The organism is Caballeronia sp. SEWSISQ10-4 2 (genome assembly GCF_030464885.1).
Lineage (GTDB): Bacteria > Pseudomonadota > Gammaproteobacteria > Burkholderiales > Burkholderiaceae > Caballeronia.
Map to the genome: position 1 here is coordinate 1 of NZ_JALPRJ010000001.1, position 17,829 is coordinate 17,829.

General features: G+C 57.4%; 17 protein-coding genes and 1 pseudogene. 10 read left to right on the plus strand and 8 right to left on the minus strand.

Annotated features, from left to right (window positions below; translation table 11 throughout):
* Nucleotides 1–1,074 precede the first annotated feature (1,074 nt).
* Together M0D69_RS00005 and M0D69_RS00010 are read right to left on the minus strand one after the other, a co-directional pair.
* Nucleotides 1,075–1,296 (minus strand): annotated as a pseudogene (locus M0D69_RS00005) (DDE-type integrase/transposase/recombinase); the annotation flags it as partial.
* A 45-nt stretch (nt 1,297–1,341) separates the two neighbouring features.
* Entirely contained in the window at nt 1,342–2,241 is a 900-nt protein-coding gene (locus M0D69_RS00010) for a LysR family transcriptional regulator (protein WP_301780067.1), read from the minus strand.
* Nucleotides 2,242–2,362: 121 nt separating this feature from the next.
* On the opposite strand from M0D69_RS00010, the gene M0D69_RS00015 reads away from it, so the two are divergent.
* The 9 genes from M0D69_RS00015 to M0D69_RS00055 all read left to right on the plus strand — a co-directional run bounded on the left by M0D69_RS00015 (nt 2,363) and on the right by M0D69_RS00055 (nt 9,951).
* Nucleotides 2,363–3,145, plus strand: coding sequence for a glucose 1-dehydrogenase (locus M0D69_RS00015; RefSeq protein WP_301780068.1), 783 nt, complete (start codon nt 2,363–2,365; stop codon nt 3,143–3,145).
* A 55-nt stretch (nt 3,146–3,200) separates the two neighbouring features.
* Nucleotides 3,201–3,608 (plus strand): nuclear transport factor 2 family protein, encoded by a 408-nt coding sequence (locus M0D69_RS00020; RefSeq protein ID WP_301780069.1) that lies wholly within the window; start codon nt 3,201–3,203, stop codon nt 3,606–3,608.
* 32 nt (nt 3,609–3,640) lie between these two features.
* Entirely contained in the window at nt 3,641–4,051 is a 411-nt protein-coding gene (locus M0D69_RS00025; protein WP_301780070.1) for a nuclear transport factor 2 family protein, read from the plus strand.
* A gap of 207 nt (nt 4,052–4,258) precedes the next feature.
* Complete coding sequence (locus M0D69_RS00030) at nt 4,259–5,326, plus strand: porin (protein ID WP_301780071.1); 1,068 nt, start codon at nt 4,259–4,261, stop codon at nt 5,324–5,326.
* 154 nt (nt 5,327–5,480) lie between these two features.
* The gene (locus tag M0D69_RS00035) at nt 5,481–6,221 is read left to right on the plus strand and encodes an SDR family oxidoreductase (protein ID WP_301780072.1); all 741 of its coding nucleotides are present in this window, start codon (nt 5,481–5,483) and stop codon (nt 6,219–6,221) included.
* A 115-nt stretch (nt 6,222–6,336) separates the two neighbouring features.
* Entirely contained in the window at nt 6,337–6,663 is a 327-nt protein-coding gene (locus M0D69_RS00040) for a putative quinol monooxygenase (protein WP_062089694.1), read from the plus strand.
* 126 nt (nt 6,664–6,789) lie between these two features.
* Nucleotides 6,790–7,137, plus strand: coding sequence for an EthD domain-containing protein (locus M0D69_RS00045; protein ID WP_301780073.1), 348 nt, complete (start codon nt 6,790–6,792; stop codon nt 7,135–7,137).
* 12 nt (nt 7,138–7,149) lie between these two features.
* Nucleotides 7,150–7,911 carry an SDR family NAD(P)-dependent oxidoreductase gene (locus M0D69_RS00050; RefSeq protein ID WP_301780074.1) on the plus strand — a complete coding sequence of 254 codons (762 nt, stop codon included), beginning with the start codon at nt 7,150–7,152 and terminating at the stop codon, nt 7,909–7,911.
* Between the two features lie 891 nt (nt 7,912–8,802).
* Nucleotides 8,803–9,951 (plus strand): porin, encoded by a 1,149-nt coding sequence (locus tag M0D69_RS00055; protein WP_301780075.1) that lies wholly within the window; start codon nt 8,803–8,805, stop codon nt 9,949–9,951.
* Nucleotides 9,952–10,019: 68 nt separating this feature from the next.
* On the opposite strand, the gene M0D69_RS00060 is transcribed toward M0D69_RS00055, so the two are convergent.
* From M0D69_RS00060 to M0D69_RS00070, 3 genes are all read right to left on the minus strand, one after another.
* Nucleotides 10,020–10,988, minus strand: a complete 969-nt coding sequence (locus tag M0D69_RS00060) for a VOC family protein (protein ID WP_301780076.1) — start codon at nt 10,986–10,988, stop codon at nt 10,020–10,022.
* Between the two features lie 77 nt (nt 10,989–11,065).
* Nucleotides 11,066–12,493 (minus strand): MFS transporter, encoded by a 1,428-nt coding sequence (locus M0D69_RS00065; RefSeq protein WP_301780077.1) that lies wholly within the window; start codon nt 12,491–12,493, stop codon nt 11,066–11,068.
* Between the two features lie 75 nt (nt 12,494–12,568).
* Entirely contained in the window at nt 12,569–13,357 is a 789-nt protein-coding gene (locus M0D69_RS00070) for a glutathione S-transferase family protein (RefSeq protein WP_301780078.1), read from the minus strand.
* Between the two features lie 65 nt (nt 13,358–13,422).
* On the opposite strand from M0D69_RS00070, the gene M0D69_RS00075 reads away from it, so the two are divergent.
* A complete protein-coding gene (locus M0D69_RS00075; protein WP_301780079.1) occupies nt 13,423–14,265 on the plus strand; it encodes a TetR/AcrR family transcriptional regulator in 843 nt (280 codons plus the stop codon).
* A 38-nt stretch (nt 14,266–14,303) separates the two neighbouring features.
* On the opposite strand, the gene M0D69_RS00080 is transcribed toward M0D69_RS00075, so the two are convergent.
* From M0D69_RS00080 to M0D69_RS00090, 3 genes are all read right to left on the minus strand, one after another.
* Nucleotides 14,304–15,467, minus strand: coding sequence for an FAD-dependent monooxygenase (locus tag M0D69_RS00080; protein WP_301780080.1), 1,164 nt, complete (start codon nt 15,465–15,467; stop codon nt 14,304–14,306).
* A 118-nt stretch (nt 15,468–15,585) separates the two neighbouring features.
* On the minus strand, nt 15,586–16,053 hold the full coding sequence (locus tag M0D69_RS00085; protein WP_301780081.1) for a cupin domain-containing protein: 468 nt from the start codon (nt 16,051–16,053) through the stop codon (nt 15,586–15,588).
* 12 nt (nt 16,054–16,065) lie between these two features.
* Complete coding sequence (locus M0D69_RS00090; RefSeq protein ID WP_301780082.1) at nt 16,066–17,799, minus strand: CocE/NonD family hydrolase; 1,734 nt, start codon at nt 17,797–17,799, stop codon at nt 16,066–16,068.
* Nucleotides 17,800–17,829: the final 30 nt, after the last annotated feature.

Genomic DNA, 17,829 nt, shown 5'->3' on the forward strand with positions numbered 1-17,829 from the left:
CCTTGTTGCCGTCGCGATAGGACTCGCGCAGGAGGATCGCGGGTGGCGAGTTGCGGTTGGGGACGTGTTCGATATACATGAACACCAAGTAAAGCATATATAACGGAAAAATCAAGGATAAAACATGCATTTACATGGCTACATTTACCTTTCAAAAATAGCCGAAACCCAGTGCTAACGTGCGTTCCGGCTAATTGACGGGTAAAAGTTCGGGCTAGCGCCTCAAGTGCATAGACAAACTCATCCCACTGCGCGCCCGTGTGTAGCTCTTTGCACCCGGCACGATTCGCTCCCATGCATCGTTTTTGGACCATCATGCGAATCGCGAAACGGCTCGTCAATACCCCCTCCGACGGTGGAACTGCACGATCGGAATTGGGCGGAATACGCAGGAAACCGGTGGAACAGAAAAATATTCTTTCTACCCTACCCCAACCATCGCCTTTCGCAGATGGACATTTCGCAGCCCAGAGGCAATGAGCAAGCAAACTGACGCGTAGTGACGTGCGGCTAAACGCGCGTCACCTGCCAACCAGCATCCCGTAGTGAGCAATCCCCAACGGAGCGCCGGCAAACCTCAATCGACCATCCCGGCAAACTTGACCCGATAGCTCTGCGGACTTCTCGCGCGCACATCGCAAACCGGCGAACGTGAGCTAGCCTACATGTGGCGGAAACCTGTCAGACTGAGGCTATACGCCGGCGTGGCCGCAGAATAGTCCTGCTCAAAATCGCCCGGATGACCTCGTGAACTTCGGGATCGGAGTCAACATACTGACATTGTCGATCCCGCCGACTCGATAGACGCAATGATCCCAATCTCTCCGCCGCGCTGACAGACTTTTGGCACAGAACCCACGGAATCGCACGGGTGACCACGCAAACTCAGCGGATCAACGTCGCAGAAAATGTCGAATTCTGCAGCCGAAATACAGCATTGAAAAAGTGATGGCAGGATAGGCTACCGCCAGTTCTAGGCGCCATGTGCAACGCACTTCTACTAGATAAGCATGACAGCGGGCTTTGTTGCGGCAAGGATCGAGACGCGAGCGAGATCGATATGCGAAATACTGCTTATATAGCAAGTTTGCAGAATTGATCCGCGGCCGACAGATGGGCTCCGCGAGCGAACTTCATCCGTCCTTTCACGATCATGCGCATCAGTTCGACGCCGGCCAGAAAGATTCGGGCACAGCGAAAAGTCTTGAATCCCAGCATGGGCCGCGTTCGTCGCTTGATCGCCCGATGGTCCTGCTCGACAAGATTATTGAGATATTTCGACTGGCGAATCTTGAGGTTGGCGTCGTAGCGCCGGCGATCGGTTGACGGTTGTCTGCCAATTCACGCAGACGCGAACAATGAAGCTGCCCAATCAGCAAACACCCTGACCTTGGTGCTATATCGTCGGCTAGGCGGATATGCGATATACACCTCGAGCGGATCCGGCCGCCATTGCGCGAGAATGGGCACGAGCTGTTTTTCCTCAATGGACGAGCGAACCATGAAGTCCATGGTGTGGACGATCCCCAGACCAGCCAGTGCGGCTGCATGGTGTGCATTGCTCTCGCTGACAAGAACGTCATTGCGTACGCGATCGAGCGTTATCGTCTCTTCGCCGCGGCGAAAGGCAAGGGGCTGCGTCATACCCGTACTTGCAGAGAAATATCCAACAACAGGCATGTCCTTATCCACGATTTCCTGCGGATGTTTCGGTCTACCGTACTTCGCGAGATAAGCGGGACTTGCACATGTCGTCCATGCAGCCGTGCCGATCGAATGCGCGACGACGTCCGGGTCATCGGAGGTGCTTCGAATTGCACAGTCTATGTTCTCTGCGACGAGATCCACAGTACGGTCAGTGACGCTAAGCTGAATCCGCATCGTGGGATAGCGCGCAAGAAAGGCCGGCAATTGGGGAATGAGGATACAGCTTGCGGTCGATCCTCCAACGTCGACTCTCAGCACCCCGCGTGGGCTCGCCTGTTCCCGACCGAGTGTGGCCTCGAGATCATCGAGTTCACTGAGCAGTTGCCTCGCGCGCTCAAAGTAAGCAGTGCCATCGCTCGTCACACTGACCCGCCGCGTATTGCGCTCAAGCAGCTTTACACCAAGATGCGCTTCCAGCGATTTGACCCATTTGCTTGCCGTGGTGTTGGGCATATTCAGAGAAAGGGCAGCCCGCCCAAAGCCTCCTGTCTCAACAACGCGGACAAAAACACGAATTGCCTGCAAATGGTCCATCGAACCACCTCCAATTATCCACGCATGTGCGTAGAGTGCCCACAATACACGTATTTATCTACACGTGTACGCAATGTAAGCTGAGGTCATTCGTCCATGCAGATAGCCAAGGAACCCTGAAATGACAGCCTCACTCTACGACAACATTCATTCCACCAAGCACGCGGGCAAGGTTGCGCTTGTGACCGGCGGCAGCACCGGGATTGGTCTGGCCACCGCCAAGCGCCTTGCGCGAGAAGGCGCCACGGTGTTCATCACCGGGCGACGTCAGGCGGAACTGGATGCCGCAGTATTGGAAATCGGCCACGGCGCGCGCGCGATTCGCGGCGACATCTCCTCTGCGGCCGACCTTGAACGCGTTGTGGAGACCGTGTCGGAGGCTCACCAAAGAATCGACATCCTCTATGCCAATGCTGGTGGCGGCGAATTCGTGCCCCTTGGCGAGATCACCGAAGCACAATTCGACAAATATGTCGGCATCAACGTGAAAGGCACGTTGTTCACAGTCCAAAGCGCATTGCCATTCATGCCCGCGGGTAGTGCGATCGTTATCACAGGATCGATCGCAGCGGTAAAAGGCATACCCGCGTTCAGTGTCTATGCCGCTACCAAGGCGGCCTTGCGGGCCTTCACGCGCTCCTGGGCAAACGATCTCAAAGGCCGTGACATCCGCGTCAACGTGGTCGCCCCCGGAGTCATCATCACGCCCGCCTACAAGACCGAACTCGGGATGAGTGATGAGCAGATTGACGCGTACTCCAAGGACGTCTCCGGGACGACTCCGCTTGGCAGGGTTGGCACTCCCGACGAGATCGCCAAGGCGGTCTCTTTCCTGGCATCCGACGACGCCAGTTTTGTAACGGGCGCCGAGCTGTTCGTCGATGGTGGACTCGCGCAGGTCTGATCTTTCGACGCCGCGCTCAACCGAATGTGGGGGCGGCATCAGGAGGAGAAATACGATGGGCTCGCAAGAAAAATTTCGTCTCGCTCAGCAGTTTCTTGAAAGACTGCGCTCGGGTGCGGCGCCTGATGAGATTGCGTCGTTGTGTACACCCGATCTCGACTGGAATGTTCCGGGCGACCCAGGCGCGCTGCCCTGGATCGGGCGCAAGACAGGGCGCGAAGCAGTCTCGCATTTTGTTCGAGATGCGCGAATGATGGTCGAAGACATCGGCTTCGATATCAAGGAGGTTCTCGCAAGCGACGATCGCGCTGTCATTCTTGGTCACGTGCACTCGCGGATCAAAGCCACTGGGAAACTGATCGACAGCGAGTTTGCAATCGTGCTCACGTTCGCCGGCGCGAAGATCGCAAGCTTCCTGCTGCTGGAAGACAGCTTCGCCGTATCGTTGGCCGCCCGACACTAACTGGTCCAGCAACCTTCAACACGAAGGATCGTATGCCAGTCGCACTATCGCTCAACCTGATCCCAAATTACTCAAAGGAGTCCACGATGCATTTCTCGGTGAATGAGCTTCTGAGCCGAAACCTGCTCGCCATTTTTGGCGAGCGAGATTCTGCTGCGCGCATGAAGGAACTGGAAACCATCTGGCTGCCGGAGGGCTGCTTCGTCGATCCCGATGGCCGAATTGTCGGACTCGACGCCATCAACCGCAAGGTCGCTACGTTACAGGCAAGATTTCCCGATTTCGAGTTTGTTGAGCGTGGACCAGTTGAAGTCATGCATGGAATCGGGCGCCTCGCTTGGGGATTTGGTCCTGAAGACGATCGAACGGTCGTAACGGGCGTCGACATTGCGATTACACGAGACGGAAAGCTTCTCGAACTATACGCGTTCATAGATCGATGATATTCGAGAATCGTGCGGACACTGCTCCGCCTTCACGATTCTCGCCCACGTGATCCTGTACGGCTCCATTGTCTGCCGAGCCCTTCTTCAAATTTCGGAGTTGTGCCATCTATATGTCTGTCGCGTGAAATTATTATACATAGCATAACTATATAAAAGAGGGGATAAGAAAGGAGACAGAGGGTGAGGCGAAACAACCGCATAAGGATGGGTCTGCGCGGCGCCGTCGCGCCAGCGTTGTTCGCGGGATCGATAGGCTGTGCATACGCGCTGAGCAGCGTAACGCTGTACGGAATCATCGATGACGCATTGTCTTATTCAAGCAAGACCTTGAATCCATCGACAGGCCGCGACGGAGGTCGTCAGATCGCGATGATTGATGGTCAGGCTTTTGGATCGAGATTTGGCATGACGGGTATCGAAGATTTGGGGGGAGGAATCAAGGCTTCTTTCAAACTCGAGAGCGGTCTTAAGACCGCAAATGGCGGTCTAGGCAACTCGAACGGAAACCTGTTCGGCCGGCAGGCATGGGTCCAACTAGCGGGCAATTTCGGCTCTGCCACGGCAGGCGTGCAATTTTCTCCATTCGTCCTCGCGTTAATCGAGTCGGATGCGCGTGGAGCATCAGATTTCGGCTCGCTCGCGCCAATCTACGTGGACAACGTCATCACGACCGGGCTGTTTAACTCCAATGCGATTACCTACTCGAGTCCGACTTTTGCAGGACTGCAGGGAAGTGTCATGGTCGCCCTCGGTGGAGAGGCAGGTAATTTCCGGGCTGCAAGGCAGTACTCGGGAAGCCTGACCTATAACCGGAACGGCTTCTTCACAAACGCGGCCTTCTATCGCGGCGACGCAGGAGATGCAAATACTTCTGCTCCGGCAATCTCGACGGTAGCGTTCACGGGAAGCACCATTGGGGCGGGCTATGCATTCGGCAATTTGACACTCAAGGCGGCGTTCGTGACTTTCAGGGTTGCGGGATCCTTCGACAGCCGTGTGTATGGAGGCGGCGTAAGTTATACCGCGACCCCCGCGCTAGTTCTCGACGCCGGTGCGTGGCTGACTCGGGACGGCAACGACTCGAGCAATCATTCGATCCTCGCCTCTGCCGGTATGCGGTATTTCCTCTCGAAGCGGACGATGCTCTATACACAGTTCGGCTATGTGAACAATAGCGGAAAGATGAACACGGGTCTTTCCAACGATGGGCCTGTGTATTTGCCATCCGGAGGAACTTTCGGAGCCAATGTCGGGATCACCTATTCCTTCTAGCCCCAGGTCAAGTGCAGGTGCACAGTGTTTGACACTCAAGCAGTCAATGATGTTTGACGCGACATTGCGAGAAGGGTCCGTTCATATCGAACGAGCTACCGGAGCGGATCAGAAGCGGAACATCCTTTTTTGACGAACGGAACGGAGACATTAGATGGGAAAGCTAACAGGAAAGGTCGCGCTAGTAACCGGAGGCGCACGCGGGATTGGCGCTGGCATCGCTCAGCGTCTTGCCAGGGAAGGCGCGCACGTCACGATCACCTATCCAGGTGCGTTCGACGGGCCCGATCACGTGCTGCGTGCGATTAAGGACGAGGGTGGCAAGGCGTGGGCAATCGAAGCGGATAGCGCAGTGCCTGAAGCTGTAACCGCTGCGGTCGATCAGGTGGCGCGGGAAAGGGGCGGCATGGATATTCTCGTGAACAACGCCGGCATCATTGTTGTTTCGCATATCGATGAGTTCTCGGCCGAAGATTTCGAACGCATGATGGCAATCAACGTCCGCGGTGTGTTCGTGGCCTCGCAAGCTGCGGCACGACATATGAAGGAAGGGGCGCGCGTCATCACCATCGGAAGTTGTAACGCCGACAGAATGCCGTTTGAAGGAGGTAGTGTGTACGCGTTGACGAAGGCAGCCGTAGCCGGATTCACCCGCGGACTGGCTCGCGATCTTGGTGCGAGGGGGATCACAGTCAACAACGTTCAACCCGGTCCCACGGATACCGATCTGAATCCGTCCGACGGCCCTTATGCGCCGACCTTCCGGCAGATGCTTGCACTACCGAGGTTTGCTCACGTGGACGAAATCGCAGGAATGGTTGCCTGGCTCGCGAGTCCGGAGGCGGCGTTTGTGACAGGTGCCAGCCTGACGATTGATGGAGGGTTTAACGCATAAGAAGGCGGATTGGTTAGGGGCACACGTTCCCGTCGCGTCAGGATCGCCACTGAGGCGGACATTCGTGGCGACGAGAACGAATTCTTTGTGAGTTCTGTGATTCAAGGAGATGGAGATGAAAGACCGTTTCGCCGCTGTGGTCCACCTGAAGATCAAGCCTGAGAAACTCGACAGGATCAAGGCTTTGCTCTCGGACGTTGGGGATGCGATGAGCGCGGAGAAAGAGTTCGTTCACGCATGGGTGCATCATTCGAAGGACGATCCGACATCGCTGGTGATCTACGAAGCCTGGTCCTGCGACATCGACTATTTCATGGAGAACCTGTTTAGCAAGCCCTATCGGAAGACGTACGAAGCCGAGATTGCCAGCGCTCTGCGGGAGGAGCGGAACATCGAAGTTCTCGACTACGTTCAGAGTTATCCGGGACGGCGGGAGAGCTAGCAAAGTGGGAGCGCCGGCTGCACGCACGAGTGCCATCGGCGCGCACCCCATCAGTATTCGCCGGCAAAGAGAACCTGTTTCCTGCGTGAAAAAGTCCAGCGATTTAGAGATGATTGGAGACGCGCTTTGATCAAACTAACAGTATTGCTGCCGAGGAATGCTTCGATGACTCGAGAGGAGTTTGTGAACTACCATCGAGAGATTCATGCGGCGTTGCTTCGCGGAGACGAGTTCACGAGATCGCTGGTAAAGCGGTACGAGCAGGCGCACAACACCGGCACGACGATCCCCGGCATTGATCTTCCAGACCATCATTTTGATGGAATCGCGGAACTGTGGTTCGACAACGTCGACGACCTCGTTAAGTACTATACCGACGACCACTATTTCGAAGTAGTACAGCCAGATGAAATGCGCTTCATCGATTACTCGCGGGCACTCGTCATGATCTCGACTGTCAATGTCGTGTTTTGAGGACATCTAGCTATGCAAGCGATATTTGAAGAGAACCGTTCGGCCCGCCCTTCTCTCGAAGGAAAGGTAGCCATTGTGACCGGCGCGAACGGTGGTATCGGTTCTGCAATCGCACAACAATTTTTGGCCGACGGCGCGTTGGTCGTACTCACGGATCTCGCACAATCAGGCGAGCAACTGGCGTCGCCGGGCAAGCGACCAATTTTCCTCAAGCATGACGTCTCGCAGGAACAGGCTTGGAGCGAGGTCGTAGAGCAGGCGCTAAGTAGATTCGGAAAGATCGACGTCCTGGTTAACGCCGCAGGAATTCATCGGCACGGTGTGATGACCGACACAACAGTCGCCTCGATGGAGGCACTGTTCCGCGTCAATCAACTGGGCACGTTCCTCGGCATGAGAGCGGTCGTCGACGCATTTACGAGCAACCGCCATGGTGCGATCGTGAATATCTCCTCCTGCCTCGCGACGCGCGGCGTGCCCGGACAGTTCGCTTACGCAGCGTCTAAGTGGGCTGTTCGAGGTATGACGAAAAACGCGGCGCTCGAGCTTGCATCGCTGAACATCCGAGTGAACGCGGTTATGCCAGGTCCAACTGATACGCCCATGTTCCGCGGGCTTCCTGAGGCAGACCAGTCGGCGATCGCGGCAATGATTCCGTTTGGGCGAGTAGCGCGCCCCGACGAGATTGCGGCTGCGGTTGCCTTCCTATCTTCAGATGCCGCAGGCTATATTAGTGGCGCCGAACTGGAAGTCGATGGCGCGGTCTTCGCATAGCGCAGCTTCTCGATTGTTGACTTTCCTCGTGAACAATCGCTGCGATCTTATCGACTATCAACAGGCACGGACGGCAGGCTGGAGACCTGTTTCGCCAAGCGGTTCCCTCATTTTAGATCGCCTGAGTTCACCCGACACTGAACCGTCCCTCCCCATTTCTTATCCACTCCCGTGGATCTCGGATGGTGCTGCTGATTACGCTGCATGGACCTCACGGCAGACGGACTTCAGGCGTACCGCAGTTGAGGGCCGCCACGCCGATGGCCGCTTTGGCCTGCTTGGCATTGGGGACGCCTGCTCGTAGAAGTAGTTTGCAGCATGAGCAATCTGCCCAGGAGTGACCAAAAGATGCGGCGACATCGATGGATTCGTGGACCGGAGTCCAAGGCGCAGATTACGATGACTTTCCTGGCCATGATCGCTCCTCTGCTCGTACTTTCGATGTCATGCCTCACGGCTCGTCACAGATGATCTGGGCCTGGCTTCCCGGGGAAGCTCCGCGCTGTTAGCAAAGGCACCACGGAGTTGACCACCCCGCCATGTCGTCAGATCGGCCGAGCCGCTTCGTGCAACGACTAAGGGAAATCCTTCCCAACCAGTCAATTGACAATTCCCCATTGTAGGAATATAAATTTCATCCATGCAATCCCATTCGTGATGCGAAGCACGGCTTTGCGCACGCGATCGGATTCAGCATCGCTGTCTGGCGCGTTTCGGTCGCGAGAACTGTAGTCGCATCTTCAGCGAAGTTGCCCGATAGAGAAAGCGCCGGTGGCCCACCGCGCACCAAGGGAACGCGAAAAGGCCGGAGGTCGCCAGACGCTCGGGTGAAATGTTTTTTAAACCGCTTCACATCAATTAGTACTATTAAAATATACATTGGAGACAGGCATGAATCGGATCACAGCGATCTCAGGCGTTCTCGTAGCTGCGCTCGCTTCAACGTGGTGTAGTGCGGCCCGCGCCCAGAGTGTCACGCTATACGGAATCATCGATACGGGCATTGAATATGTGAATCACGCGAACCCAGCGGGCGGTTCGCTCGTGCGGATGCCAGGCACCACGGGCGAGCTACCCTCACGGTGGGGCGTGAAAGGCTCGGAGCCGCTCGGCGACGGCTACAACGCGGTGTTCACACTCGAAAGCGGTTTTGCAACCGGCACGGGCAGCCTCAATCAGGGTGGCCGGTTGTTCGGCAGACAAGCCTTTGTCGGGATTGACGGTCCGCTCGGTGCGTTGACCTTCGGTCGGCAGTATTCAATGTTGTTCTGGTCGCTGCAACCCGCTGATCTCGTTGGCACCAACATCTATGGACTGGCCTCGCTCGATGCATGGATTGCGAATCCTCGCAGCGACAATACGGTCGTTTATCAGAAGCACGTTGGAGGTCTGACGGTCGGCGCAAGCTACTCGTTCGGTCGCGACGCGTCGCCGGCAAACGGATTCAATACACCCGGAGAGGGGACGTGCGCAGGTAGTATTCCCGGCAATGCCGCGGCATGCCGGGAATGGTCGCTCCTGCTGAAATACGACACCAGCAACTGGGGCGCCGCTGCGAGCTACGACCGTCAGAATGGTGGTCCAGGTGCCGCGGCCAGCCTGTTCAACGGCCTGACACCCGTTGCTTTGACCAGCAGCGGCAATCGGGACGCGCGTCTGGTGCTGGACGGGTATGCGAAGGTGGGCAAGTTCACCTTCGGGGCAGTATGGCTGAATCGTCACGTGAACTCAGCCTCAACGACAACACCCACCATTACGTCGAATCAATATGCGCTGGAGGCGGACTATCAGATGTCGCCGGCCCTGTTTTTTGACATGCTGCTGCAGCGGATTATCGATCGCCAGCAAGATACGCGAGCAAGCATGGAAGTGGCCCGCGCCACCTACCTTTTGTCGCCACGCACGGCAGTGTATGCGCAACTTGGTTTTCTGCAGAACAGCGCTAAAGCCGCTTATTCCGTAAGCGGCGGCGGAGCGTCCACGCCAGGCAAAGGGATGAGTCAGGCGGGCAGCATGCTTGGCATCCGGCACTCGTTCTAGCCGCTCCCCGATGAACGGCCGCCTGCTCGATTGTTTTAAGGCTGGCCGTTCTGATGCAAACCTTCCGGCTACTCCGGAATGCTGGCCAGTTCGGGATCGATCTCGGCCAGCAGCCTCACATCTTCCTCGGGATGCTTGATCAGAAACTCCGGCAGATTCGCAACCCAATGCTGATTTGCAAACGGCGGGTTCCATGTCCTCGGTTGCCAGCGATCGTCCAGACAGTCGGTATCGGCCGAATACTCCGCCTCACCGCCTGCTGGATTGTTGATGTAAGCGTAAATCGTCGAAGAAAGCCGGTGTCGCCCGAGCCCCAGGTTGCTCGTCCAGCCCGTGCGTTGCATATGATTCGCACCAGCCACAAGCTCATCCAGATTTTCTACCCCGAACGAGATATGGACAAATCGGGCGCGCGTGTCTTTTAGCCAGAACAGGTTGTGATGATCGGACCGTCCGTCGGCTCGAAGAAATATGCCGCGATCGCGCGAAACATCCGTTACGCGAAACTTAAGTCGATCCCGATAGAACCGGGCCGCCTTCTCGTAATCCGGGCAGGCAAAGACGACATGATGGATGAGCTGAGGCGCCGCCCGCTTGAACCATTTACGGTGGCGATTCCAGCGCAGCGAGCGGCCAGGCGAGTTGACCAGCTCCTCGTCCGAAATCAGCGGTTGGCGCTCGAAAAGACCAAACCCGATTGACAACCCCGCATCGTCGAGACAATAAATCCGCCCGTTAGCGTCTTTTTCGACGGCACGGTCGCGACGCAGGTCAGCCTCGATCGCGTCGAGGCTTTCCTGGCTATCGACTCCCCAGATAACCTGCCGGACACCCGGACCCGAACCGAAAGACGGCGGCAGCGAGGAATCTGCACTTTGCCGCAGAACCACGTTCGAACCTTCGCGTAGTTTGTACTCTACGGCATCGGTATCTTCTTCGGTATCTCCTCTCACCAGGCCAAAATCATCGAAGAACTGTGTGCAGCGCGCCATATCGTCGACGCCGAACACCACTGTTTGCACACCCAATATAGCCATTTTTATCTCCATTCAATAAAGCGAAAAAGCCGCTTATTCCAATTCTCCGAAGCGGCCACGCTGTCGCAAAGACAGCTTCAAACGGAGATTTCTTCGAGAATGCGGCCCTTGGTTTCGATCGCGGCAACGGCAACCGTCAGGCCACCGATCAATCCCATCGCGGCAAGGAAGAGAAACACCGCACCAACGCCGATGTGGCTAAGGAGTGCTCCAATCACAAGCGGACTCACCACCTGGGCGACACGCAGCCAGGCCATGGCCGCGCCTGCACCTAGCGCCCGCATTCGGGTCGGATAAATTTCAGTGGCATAGGTATGGATACTACCGAGCCCGATTGCGAGCAGGTAGTTGCTCACCGTCAGCAACGACACCACCGCGAGCATCGGCACCTGGCCGGCCAACCCCAGCGCGATCAGCGGCACGGCGCTGCCGAACAACGACAACATGAAAGTGCGGCGACGGCCGATGCTGTCGATCACGAGAACGCTCGTAATGGCACCAGACAGGCCCGCGATGCCCAGCACACTGCTCAGCAGGAACGTGTTGGTAAGAGTGACGTGATAGACGGTCTTGTAGATCGTCGGCAGCCAGGTGATCAGCGCATTGCCACATGCGGACATGCAGAACATCAGAACCCAGATGCAGACGGTACGAACCGCGTAGCCGTTGCGGAATAGATCCGCGAATCGGCCGTGTCGCCGTATCGGATGAAGTGTGAGCGGGCCGACCGCCGGAAGGGTTCGCGTGCCCTGCTTCGATATGGCCGCCTCGATACGCTCCGTGGCCGCGGTGGCCTCATCGATCCTGCCTCGCAACGCGAGCCATCGCGGCGATTCCGGGACCACGCCGCCAATCACAAATATCAGCAAGCCCGGCAGCGCGCCCAGGTAGAACATCGATTTCCAGCCAAACTGCGGAATCAGCCAGACCGCGGCGAATGACGTCAGAAAAAGACCCGCGGCGAATATGCTCTGTAACGAACTGATAACGCGGCCACGAAAACGGGCCGGTGTTAGTTCGTTGACCAAGGTGGCGGCAACCGGCACTTCGCCACCGAGCCCCAGTCCCTGGATCAGGCGCAGGATAACGAAGGTCATGTAGCTGCCGGCGAAGGCGGTCGCCAGGCTAAGAACGGCCATGATGCCCAGCGCGAGACGCAGTACGCGAAGGCGCCCGAAGCGTTCCGACAACCAGCTCAAGCCGATCGCTCCGACGATCTGCCCGAGATACCCGATGGAAAAAACCAGACCGACCTGACCCGGGGAAAAGTGCCAGAGTTCGATCAGTACAGGCAGCACGAGCGCAATGGCCAGCGAGTCGAACGCATCGAGCAGATGCGCGATACCGACCACGGTAACCAGGCGCACATGCCAGGAGGAGAACGGCAGTCGCTCGATACGTGCGGTGATCTCTGCCGCAGCGGCCGCATGATTGGCATCGGCCGCTGTTGCCGGCGAATGGGTTGCATGCTCCTCAGTGGGAACGATTGCTTTTACCGTCAACACGTCAAGTCTCCTGATATCGTCTGCCCGTCGACGAGGGCAGTTATTATTGAACGTCGATTCCGACGATGAATGAATCTAAGCTTGTCCCACCATGCGGCCGATGTCTGGCCAGGGATCGACGGAAATCTCTTCGAACGGCGCCCGATCCACCGCCGCCATGCTGCTGACGATTGCGCGCTCGACCGCCGGACGCTTTCGCATGCGCTCGTACCATGCCGCCACATGAGGATAGGAATGCCACATTGGCGCGAGGCGCAACATGTCCAGACGGATCACATAGGGTATGACCGCGATATCCGCGAGCGAGAATTTGTCGCCGGCCAGAAAGTCATGATCGAGCGTTGCACGTTCGATCCACTGCAATAGCTTGATGAAATGCCCAACTGCCTCGACACAGAATTTCGAGTCCATGCCTTGGGCTATCACATCGCGCTTGTAGTCGGAACGCTTCTGGTTCGGTGCGCCCGATAGATAGCTTTCGCGGTTGACCGGATCCATTTTCTGGAAGCGTGTCCGGAATGCGATAGCAAAAGTCAGCACAGTGCACGCGTTATGCACGTACTCGTCAATGAACTTGTTGAATAGCCGCACGGTAACGCGATCCATCGGGTCTTCCGGCATCAACCGCACGTCAGGAAAACAATCCTCCAGATAGTAGAGGATGACCGACGATTCGATGACGGGCTGTCCGTCATGGATCAACGTCGGAACCACCCCGTTCGGATTGAGCTTGAGATAGGCCTCGTCGAACTGGTCGCCACGTAAGGTCATCTGATGGCTTTCCCAATCCAGTTCCTTTTCTGCCAGTTCGATCCTGACTTTCTGGGCGCAGACGGAGTTCACCGTGTGATAAAGCTCGAGCATTGACTTTCTCTCCTATCCGCTGAACACTGTCAATGATTTAATTCCCATTTATGGGAAATGTCAATATGCTTCGACTACGGGTACCGCCAACCTCGTCCTCACTACAATCGCGGGTTGGGCATAATTCCGCTGAGATGCTCCAATCCCCGAGTACGATTACCCTTCACCACCAGGAAAAGAACCACCCGGATATGCCAGCTCGAAAAACTGAAAAGACTCGACGCCCCCAGGGCCGCCCGTCCACGTCTGGGGCCGTCGGCAAGGAAGCCATCCTGGCCGCGGCGCGGGAGACACTGAAAACCGTACCGCCGGGAGAGATCACGTTCCAGCAGGTAGCGCTGCTGGCAGGCATCGACAAGCGGTTGATCCGCTACTACTTCGGCCAGATGCCGGATCTTCTCAAGGTGGTCGCCATCCAGATCACGGAGGAACTGCGCAATCGCTTCATCGCCTCCAACGTCCGCGACGGTTCCGTCAGAGATCGCCTGCGTCTGCGCATCTCGATCTTTTTGGACTTTTTCGGGAGCAACCCGCACTATCATCGTCTGGTGGTCGACTATCTCTTCAACACGATCGGCCCCGAGCGTGATGCAGCGCTCGACAGGTTCCGGCATTCCATCGGCGAATTGCAGACGCTCCTGAGCGGTGAACATGCTACCGGACAAGCCTATCCACTAGACGCGCGGTTTATTCACGTTTCGATTGCTGCGCTTTGCGAATTCATGTTCAGCGCGAAACCTGTCTTCACTGCATTGTTCGGCAACGAAGTCGACGCCCCCGCATTCAAGGAACGATTTTGCGACTTCGTCACCGATCTGGTGATGGGCTCCGCCGCAATCAACGTAGCGGCGAGCGACAAAAGCACGGACAAGTTATCGGCAACCGCGCGAACGCCGCGCAAGAGATGACCAGTGAACCTGCTCCCTTCACCGTTCTCCGACACTATCTAGATCGGCTCCGCGAGGCGCCGTTCGTGCGGCCGCGGCTGCGGGTCCTGGAAGGCAGCGCGCATTCGCTCGTTGCGCAGTTCGCAAAGGACGGGGTCGTCGAGATTGCCGTCCTGTCCGATCTGGTGCGAGATGTCCTGCACGAATTTGCAACGCTCATAGCGGCGTTCCATGAACCTCGCGAGCGTTTTCTCCACGCCCTCACCCTCCGAGATCAACTCCGCCAGCACGACGGCATCCTCGATCGCCATGGTCGCTCCCTGCGACACGTGTGGACCGGAGGCATGCGCGGCATCGCCGATTAGCAGCACACTGCCTCTGTACCAGGGCGATGGAATGATGACCTCCTCGATCGGACCATAGATGACGCGTGCCGGGTCTTCGATCTGTTCGCGGATCTGTCTGACGAGAGGCGCAGTAAATGATTGCAGGCGTTCGCGCAGCAGGCGCGGAAGCTGATCGGCTTCGAACCGCGGATTGCCGGGTTCGTTGGTGACCAGCAGGAGATACATCTGGTCCTTGGAGACTGGCATGATCCCCGCTTTAACCCCCACACCGAAATACATGATCTGATGGTCGATCTCAGCGGGTCGGGTGGTCGTAAAACGCCAGACACCGTGACCCGTGTATTGAGGGTCGAACTGATTACCGAATAGCAACGACCGGACCCGCGAGCGGATGCCGTCTGCCCCCACGACGAGATCATATTTCTCCCGTGAACCATCGGTCAGAGTGACATCGACCTCGTCGCCGACCTGTTCAAGCGCCTGCACGCTCAACCCCAGCCGAATCCTCGCGCCAAGAGCCGTAGCCGTCTCCGTCAGGATGCGGTGCAGCGCCGTGCGCGGCAAACCGTTGACGGCCGGAATATCCGGACTGGCGATCCGCAGCAGCTTCATTCTGGCAATGAACTCGCCGTCACTGTCGTTCATCACGTAGTAGTCGATCTGAAGCCCTTCGGCGAGACAACGCTCCATCAGCCCAAGACCGTTCAACGCACGCAGCGCATTACCGGGCTGGATGATGCCCACACCGTAGACGTTGTGTTCAGACTTGATCTCGACGATCTCAGCCTGAATTCCCCGGCGCCCCAATGCGACGGCCAATGACAGACCGCCGATACCTCCACCCACAATCAGCACCCGCCTAATCGGCTTCATCATATTTCCTTTCATAGTGTTCAACTGCTGAGGATCTTCATTCATAAATTTGCGAATCATGCAGGCAGTGCGGCTGTGAATCACCGGCAGGTGACCAGTACCGACGACCGGTGTCTTTGCATCATCCGACCGCGCTCATCGCGTCGCCCGCGATCGTCACCGGCGCGGCATCGATCAGGACAAAAGCAATGACACATGGCGCATCACCTCGATTGACCCAGTTGTGAATCGTGCCGCGCTGCACGAGCACGTCTCCAGCGCGCAGCACCACGGCCTCGTGATCGATTTCCATCGTGATCTCACCGGCGAGCACGATGGCGTAGTCGATCGAATCGGTCCGATGATTGCGCGGCGCGACACCCGGCGCGTATTCGATGACACGGAAGACCGAGCGCCCTTTCATCGCAGTGCCCACGATCTGTTTCGCTCCGTCGTTCGGGTCGTCGTTATCGGCCGGCAACGCTGCCGACCAGATATTGCAGACGGTGGCGCCTGGACGGAAGCTGACAACATCGTTAGACGGTTCGTCGATCAGGATCGTGGCCTCGCCGTTCGGCTTGTGTCCGGTGACTACCCTTCGAATCTGCATCGCCTGGTCCTCTCAATCGTTAGCGCTGGGGATATGGGGAAGCGTCAGATAGGACGCACGAGTCCCGCCGGTCAGAATGCGAGTGCTGCCATGGAAGGTGGCGCCGCCGCGGTCGGATGCGTGCTTGTGCAGAATCCGGCCCGGAATGTCGGGGAACTCGAAATCCTTGCCCATAATGGTCAACACCAATCGATAGCCCTTCGGAAAGACCATCGACGTTGGCCAGATCTCGACGTCCACTTCATAGAACTCACCCGGCACCAACGGCTCGACCCGGTCATGAGCATGGAAGGGACGTAGCGCATTGCTCCGCTGTGGATCGAGCCTGCGATGCGACACGCGCAGCCAGCCGCGCGACACGGGAGACGCTTCGTGCGCACCATTGATGACGAGCTCCTTGCCGGCTTCATCGACGATTCGCAAGACGGCAAACAGGTCCATGTCTTCCGTCGACGATGACACCCAGAGATGGGCCGTGATGAAGCCGGTAAATTCGGTATCGACTTCAAAGGGTGCTGTCGTGAAGCTCACCCCGTCCCCCATCGCGTCGAAGATCGCGCTGCACTCCTCTGCAGGACAATCGGTGGAGAGCATGCCCGACGAGACGTCGAGGTAGTGGCGCGTGAGTTGTGTCTCCGGCAGTGGGAACGACGACGCTGTGTGCACCCGATCGCCTCGTGGATCGCGCACAACGATCCGCACTTCAGGCTCGTTCTGCCAGCCGTTCTGCTCATCGCGCAAAAAATGGTTGAAGAAGCGTTTCTGCATGGCGACGTATTCGGGAAGATAGAACCCCTCCCAGTGCTTCCCGACGTGCAGGGAGAGCCACTTCTGCTGCGAACCCGTTCCGAGAAAACCCTCGATGTTTCCGCGTAGATGCATGCCGGGACCGCCCCAGTTGCCGGCCGACAGCACCGGCACCTCGATACGATCGAGCACCGGCGTTCGTTCACGCCACCAGGCGCTATCCAGCGAGTGCCGCAGAATATCGGCGACGTAGTCAGTGCGATTGGCATTGAGCTCCTGTTCACTCAATGCCTCTTCGCCGGTGACACGCTTGCCGGACTCCCGTTCCCGATGCGGCGAGGCGCCGTTGCCGTGCTGCACGGCGAGACATTGCTTCGGCCACCAGTAATTAGCGAAACCGCTGCTCAGGATGCCGCCGTGATGCGTGCTGTCGCGGTAGTAGTCGGTATAACCCTCCCAAGGGCAGATCGCTGCCAGATGTGGCGGCCTCAACGTCGCGACGCGCCACTGCGTCACGGCGTAGTAGGAAATACCCAGCAAGCCGATTTTGCCGTTCGACCAGGATTGCCGGGCCGCCCATTCGATAGCGTCGTAGTAGTCCACGATCTCGCGCGGCGAGCGAGGATCCAGGTAGCCGGGCGACTTTCCGCTTCCCCGCGAATCGATCTGGATGATCACAAAACCGTCCGGAACCCAACGTTCAGGATCGGCTGTTTCCCAACGAAGATATTTGCCTGTGGAACCGTTGCTGCAGAGATCCGGATATACGCCGATTAGCTGATCCCATTGCGTCTTGAAGCCGTCCTCGAAATGGAGATCCTTGCCGTATACGCCCTGCGCCATGATCACGGGAAAGTTGCCTTCTGCATCCGGACGGAATACGTTCGCACGCAGAACGAGCCCGTCGCTTACGGGAATGGGAACGTCCTGTTCGAAGATCACGCCGTAGGAATTTTTCTGATCCAACTCGCTTCGTTCCAATCCTGTTTCTTCAGTCATCCTCATCCTTATCTCCACCTCTTTGCACTG

Excerpts from the sequence above, each read along its gene's own strand:
- M0D69_RS00070 (WP_301780078.1), bottom strand. The coding sequence starts at position 13,357 with ATGCTCGAGCTTTATCACACGGTGAACTCCGTCTGCGCCCAGAAAGTC.
- M0D69_RS00025 (WP_301780070.1), top strand. The coding sequence starts at position 3,641 with ATGCCAGTCGCACTATCGCTCAACCTGATCCCAAATTACTCAAAGGAG.
- M0D69_RS00015 (WP_301780068.1), top strand. The coding sequence starts at position 2,363 with ATGACAGCCTCACTCTACGACAACATTCATTCCACCAAGCACGCGGGC.
- M0D69_RS00030 (WP_301780071.1), top strand. The coding sequence starts at position 4,259 with ATGGGTCTGCGCGGCGCCGTCGCGCCAGCGTTGTTCGCGGGATCGATA.
- M0D69_RS00020 (WP_301780069.1), top strand. The coding sequence starts at position 3,201 with ATGGGCTCGCAAGAAAAATTTCGTCTCGCTCAGCAGTTTCTTGAAAGA.
- M0D69_RS00060 (WP_301780076.1), bottom strand. The coding sequence starts at position 10,988 with ATGGCTATATTGGGTGTGCAAACAGTGGTGTTCGGCGTCGACGATATG.
- M0D69_RS00040 (WP_062089694.1), top strand. The coding sequence starts at position 6,337 with ATGAAAGACCGTTTCGCCGCTGTGGTCCACCTGAAGATCAAGCCTGAG.
- M0D69_RS00090 (WP_301780082.1), bottom strand. The coding sequence starts at position 17,799 with ATGACTGAAGAAACAGGATTGGAACGAAGCGAGTTGGATCAGAAAAAT.
- M0D69_RS00035 (WP_301780072.1), top strand. The coding sequence starts at position 5,481 with ATGGGAAAGCTAACAGGAAAGGTCGCGCTAGTAACCGGAGGCGCACGC.
- M0D69_RS00050 (WP_301780074.1), top strand. The coding sequence starts at position 7,150 with ATGCAAGCGATATTTGAAGAGAACCGTTCGGCCCGCCCTTCTCTCGAA.
- M0D69_RS00075 (WP_301780079.1), top strand. The coding sequence starts at position 13,423 with ATGCTTCGACTACGGGTACCGCCAACCTCGTCCTCACTACAATCGCGG.
- M0D69_RS00010 (WP_301780067.1), bottom strand. The coding sequence starts at position 2,241 with ATGGACCATTTGCAGGCAATTCGTGTTTTTGTCCGCGTTGTTGAGACA.
- M0D69_RS00085 (WP_301780081.1), bottom strand. The coding sequence starts at position 16,053 with ATGCAGATTCGAAGGGTAGTCACCGGACACAAGCCGAACGGCGAGGCC.
- M0D69_RS00055 (WP_301780075.1), top strand. The coding sequence starts at position 8,803 with ATGAATCGGATCACAGCGATCTCAGGCGTTCTCGTAGCTGCGCTCGCT.
- M0D69_RS00080 (WP_301780080.1), bottom strand. The coding sequence starts at position 15,467 with ATGATGAAGCCGATTAGGCGGGTGCTGATTGTGGGTGGAGGTATCGGC.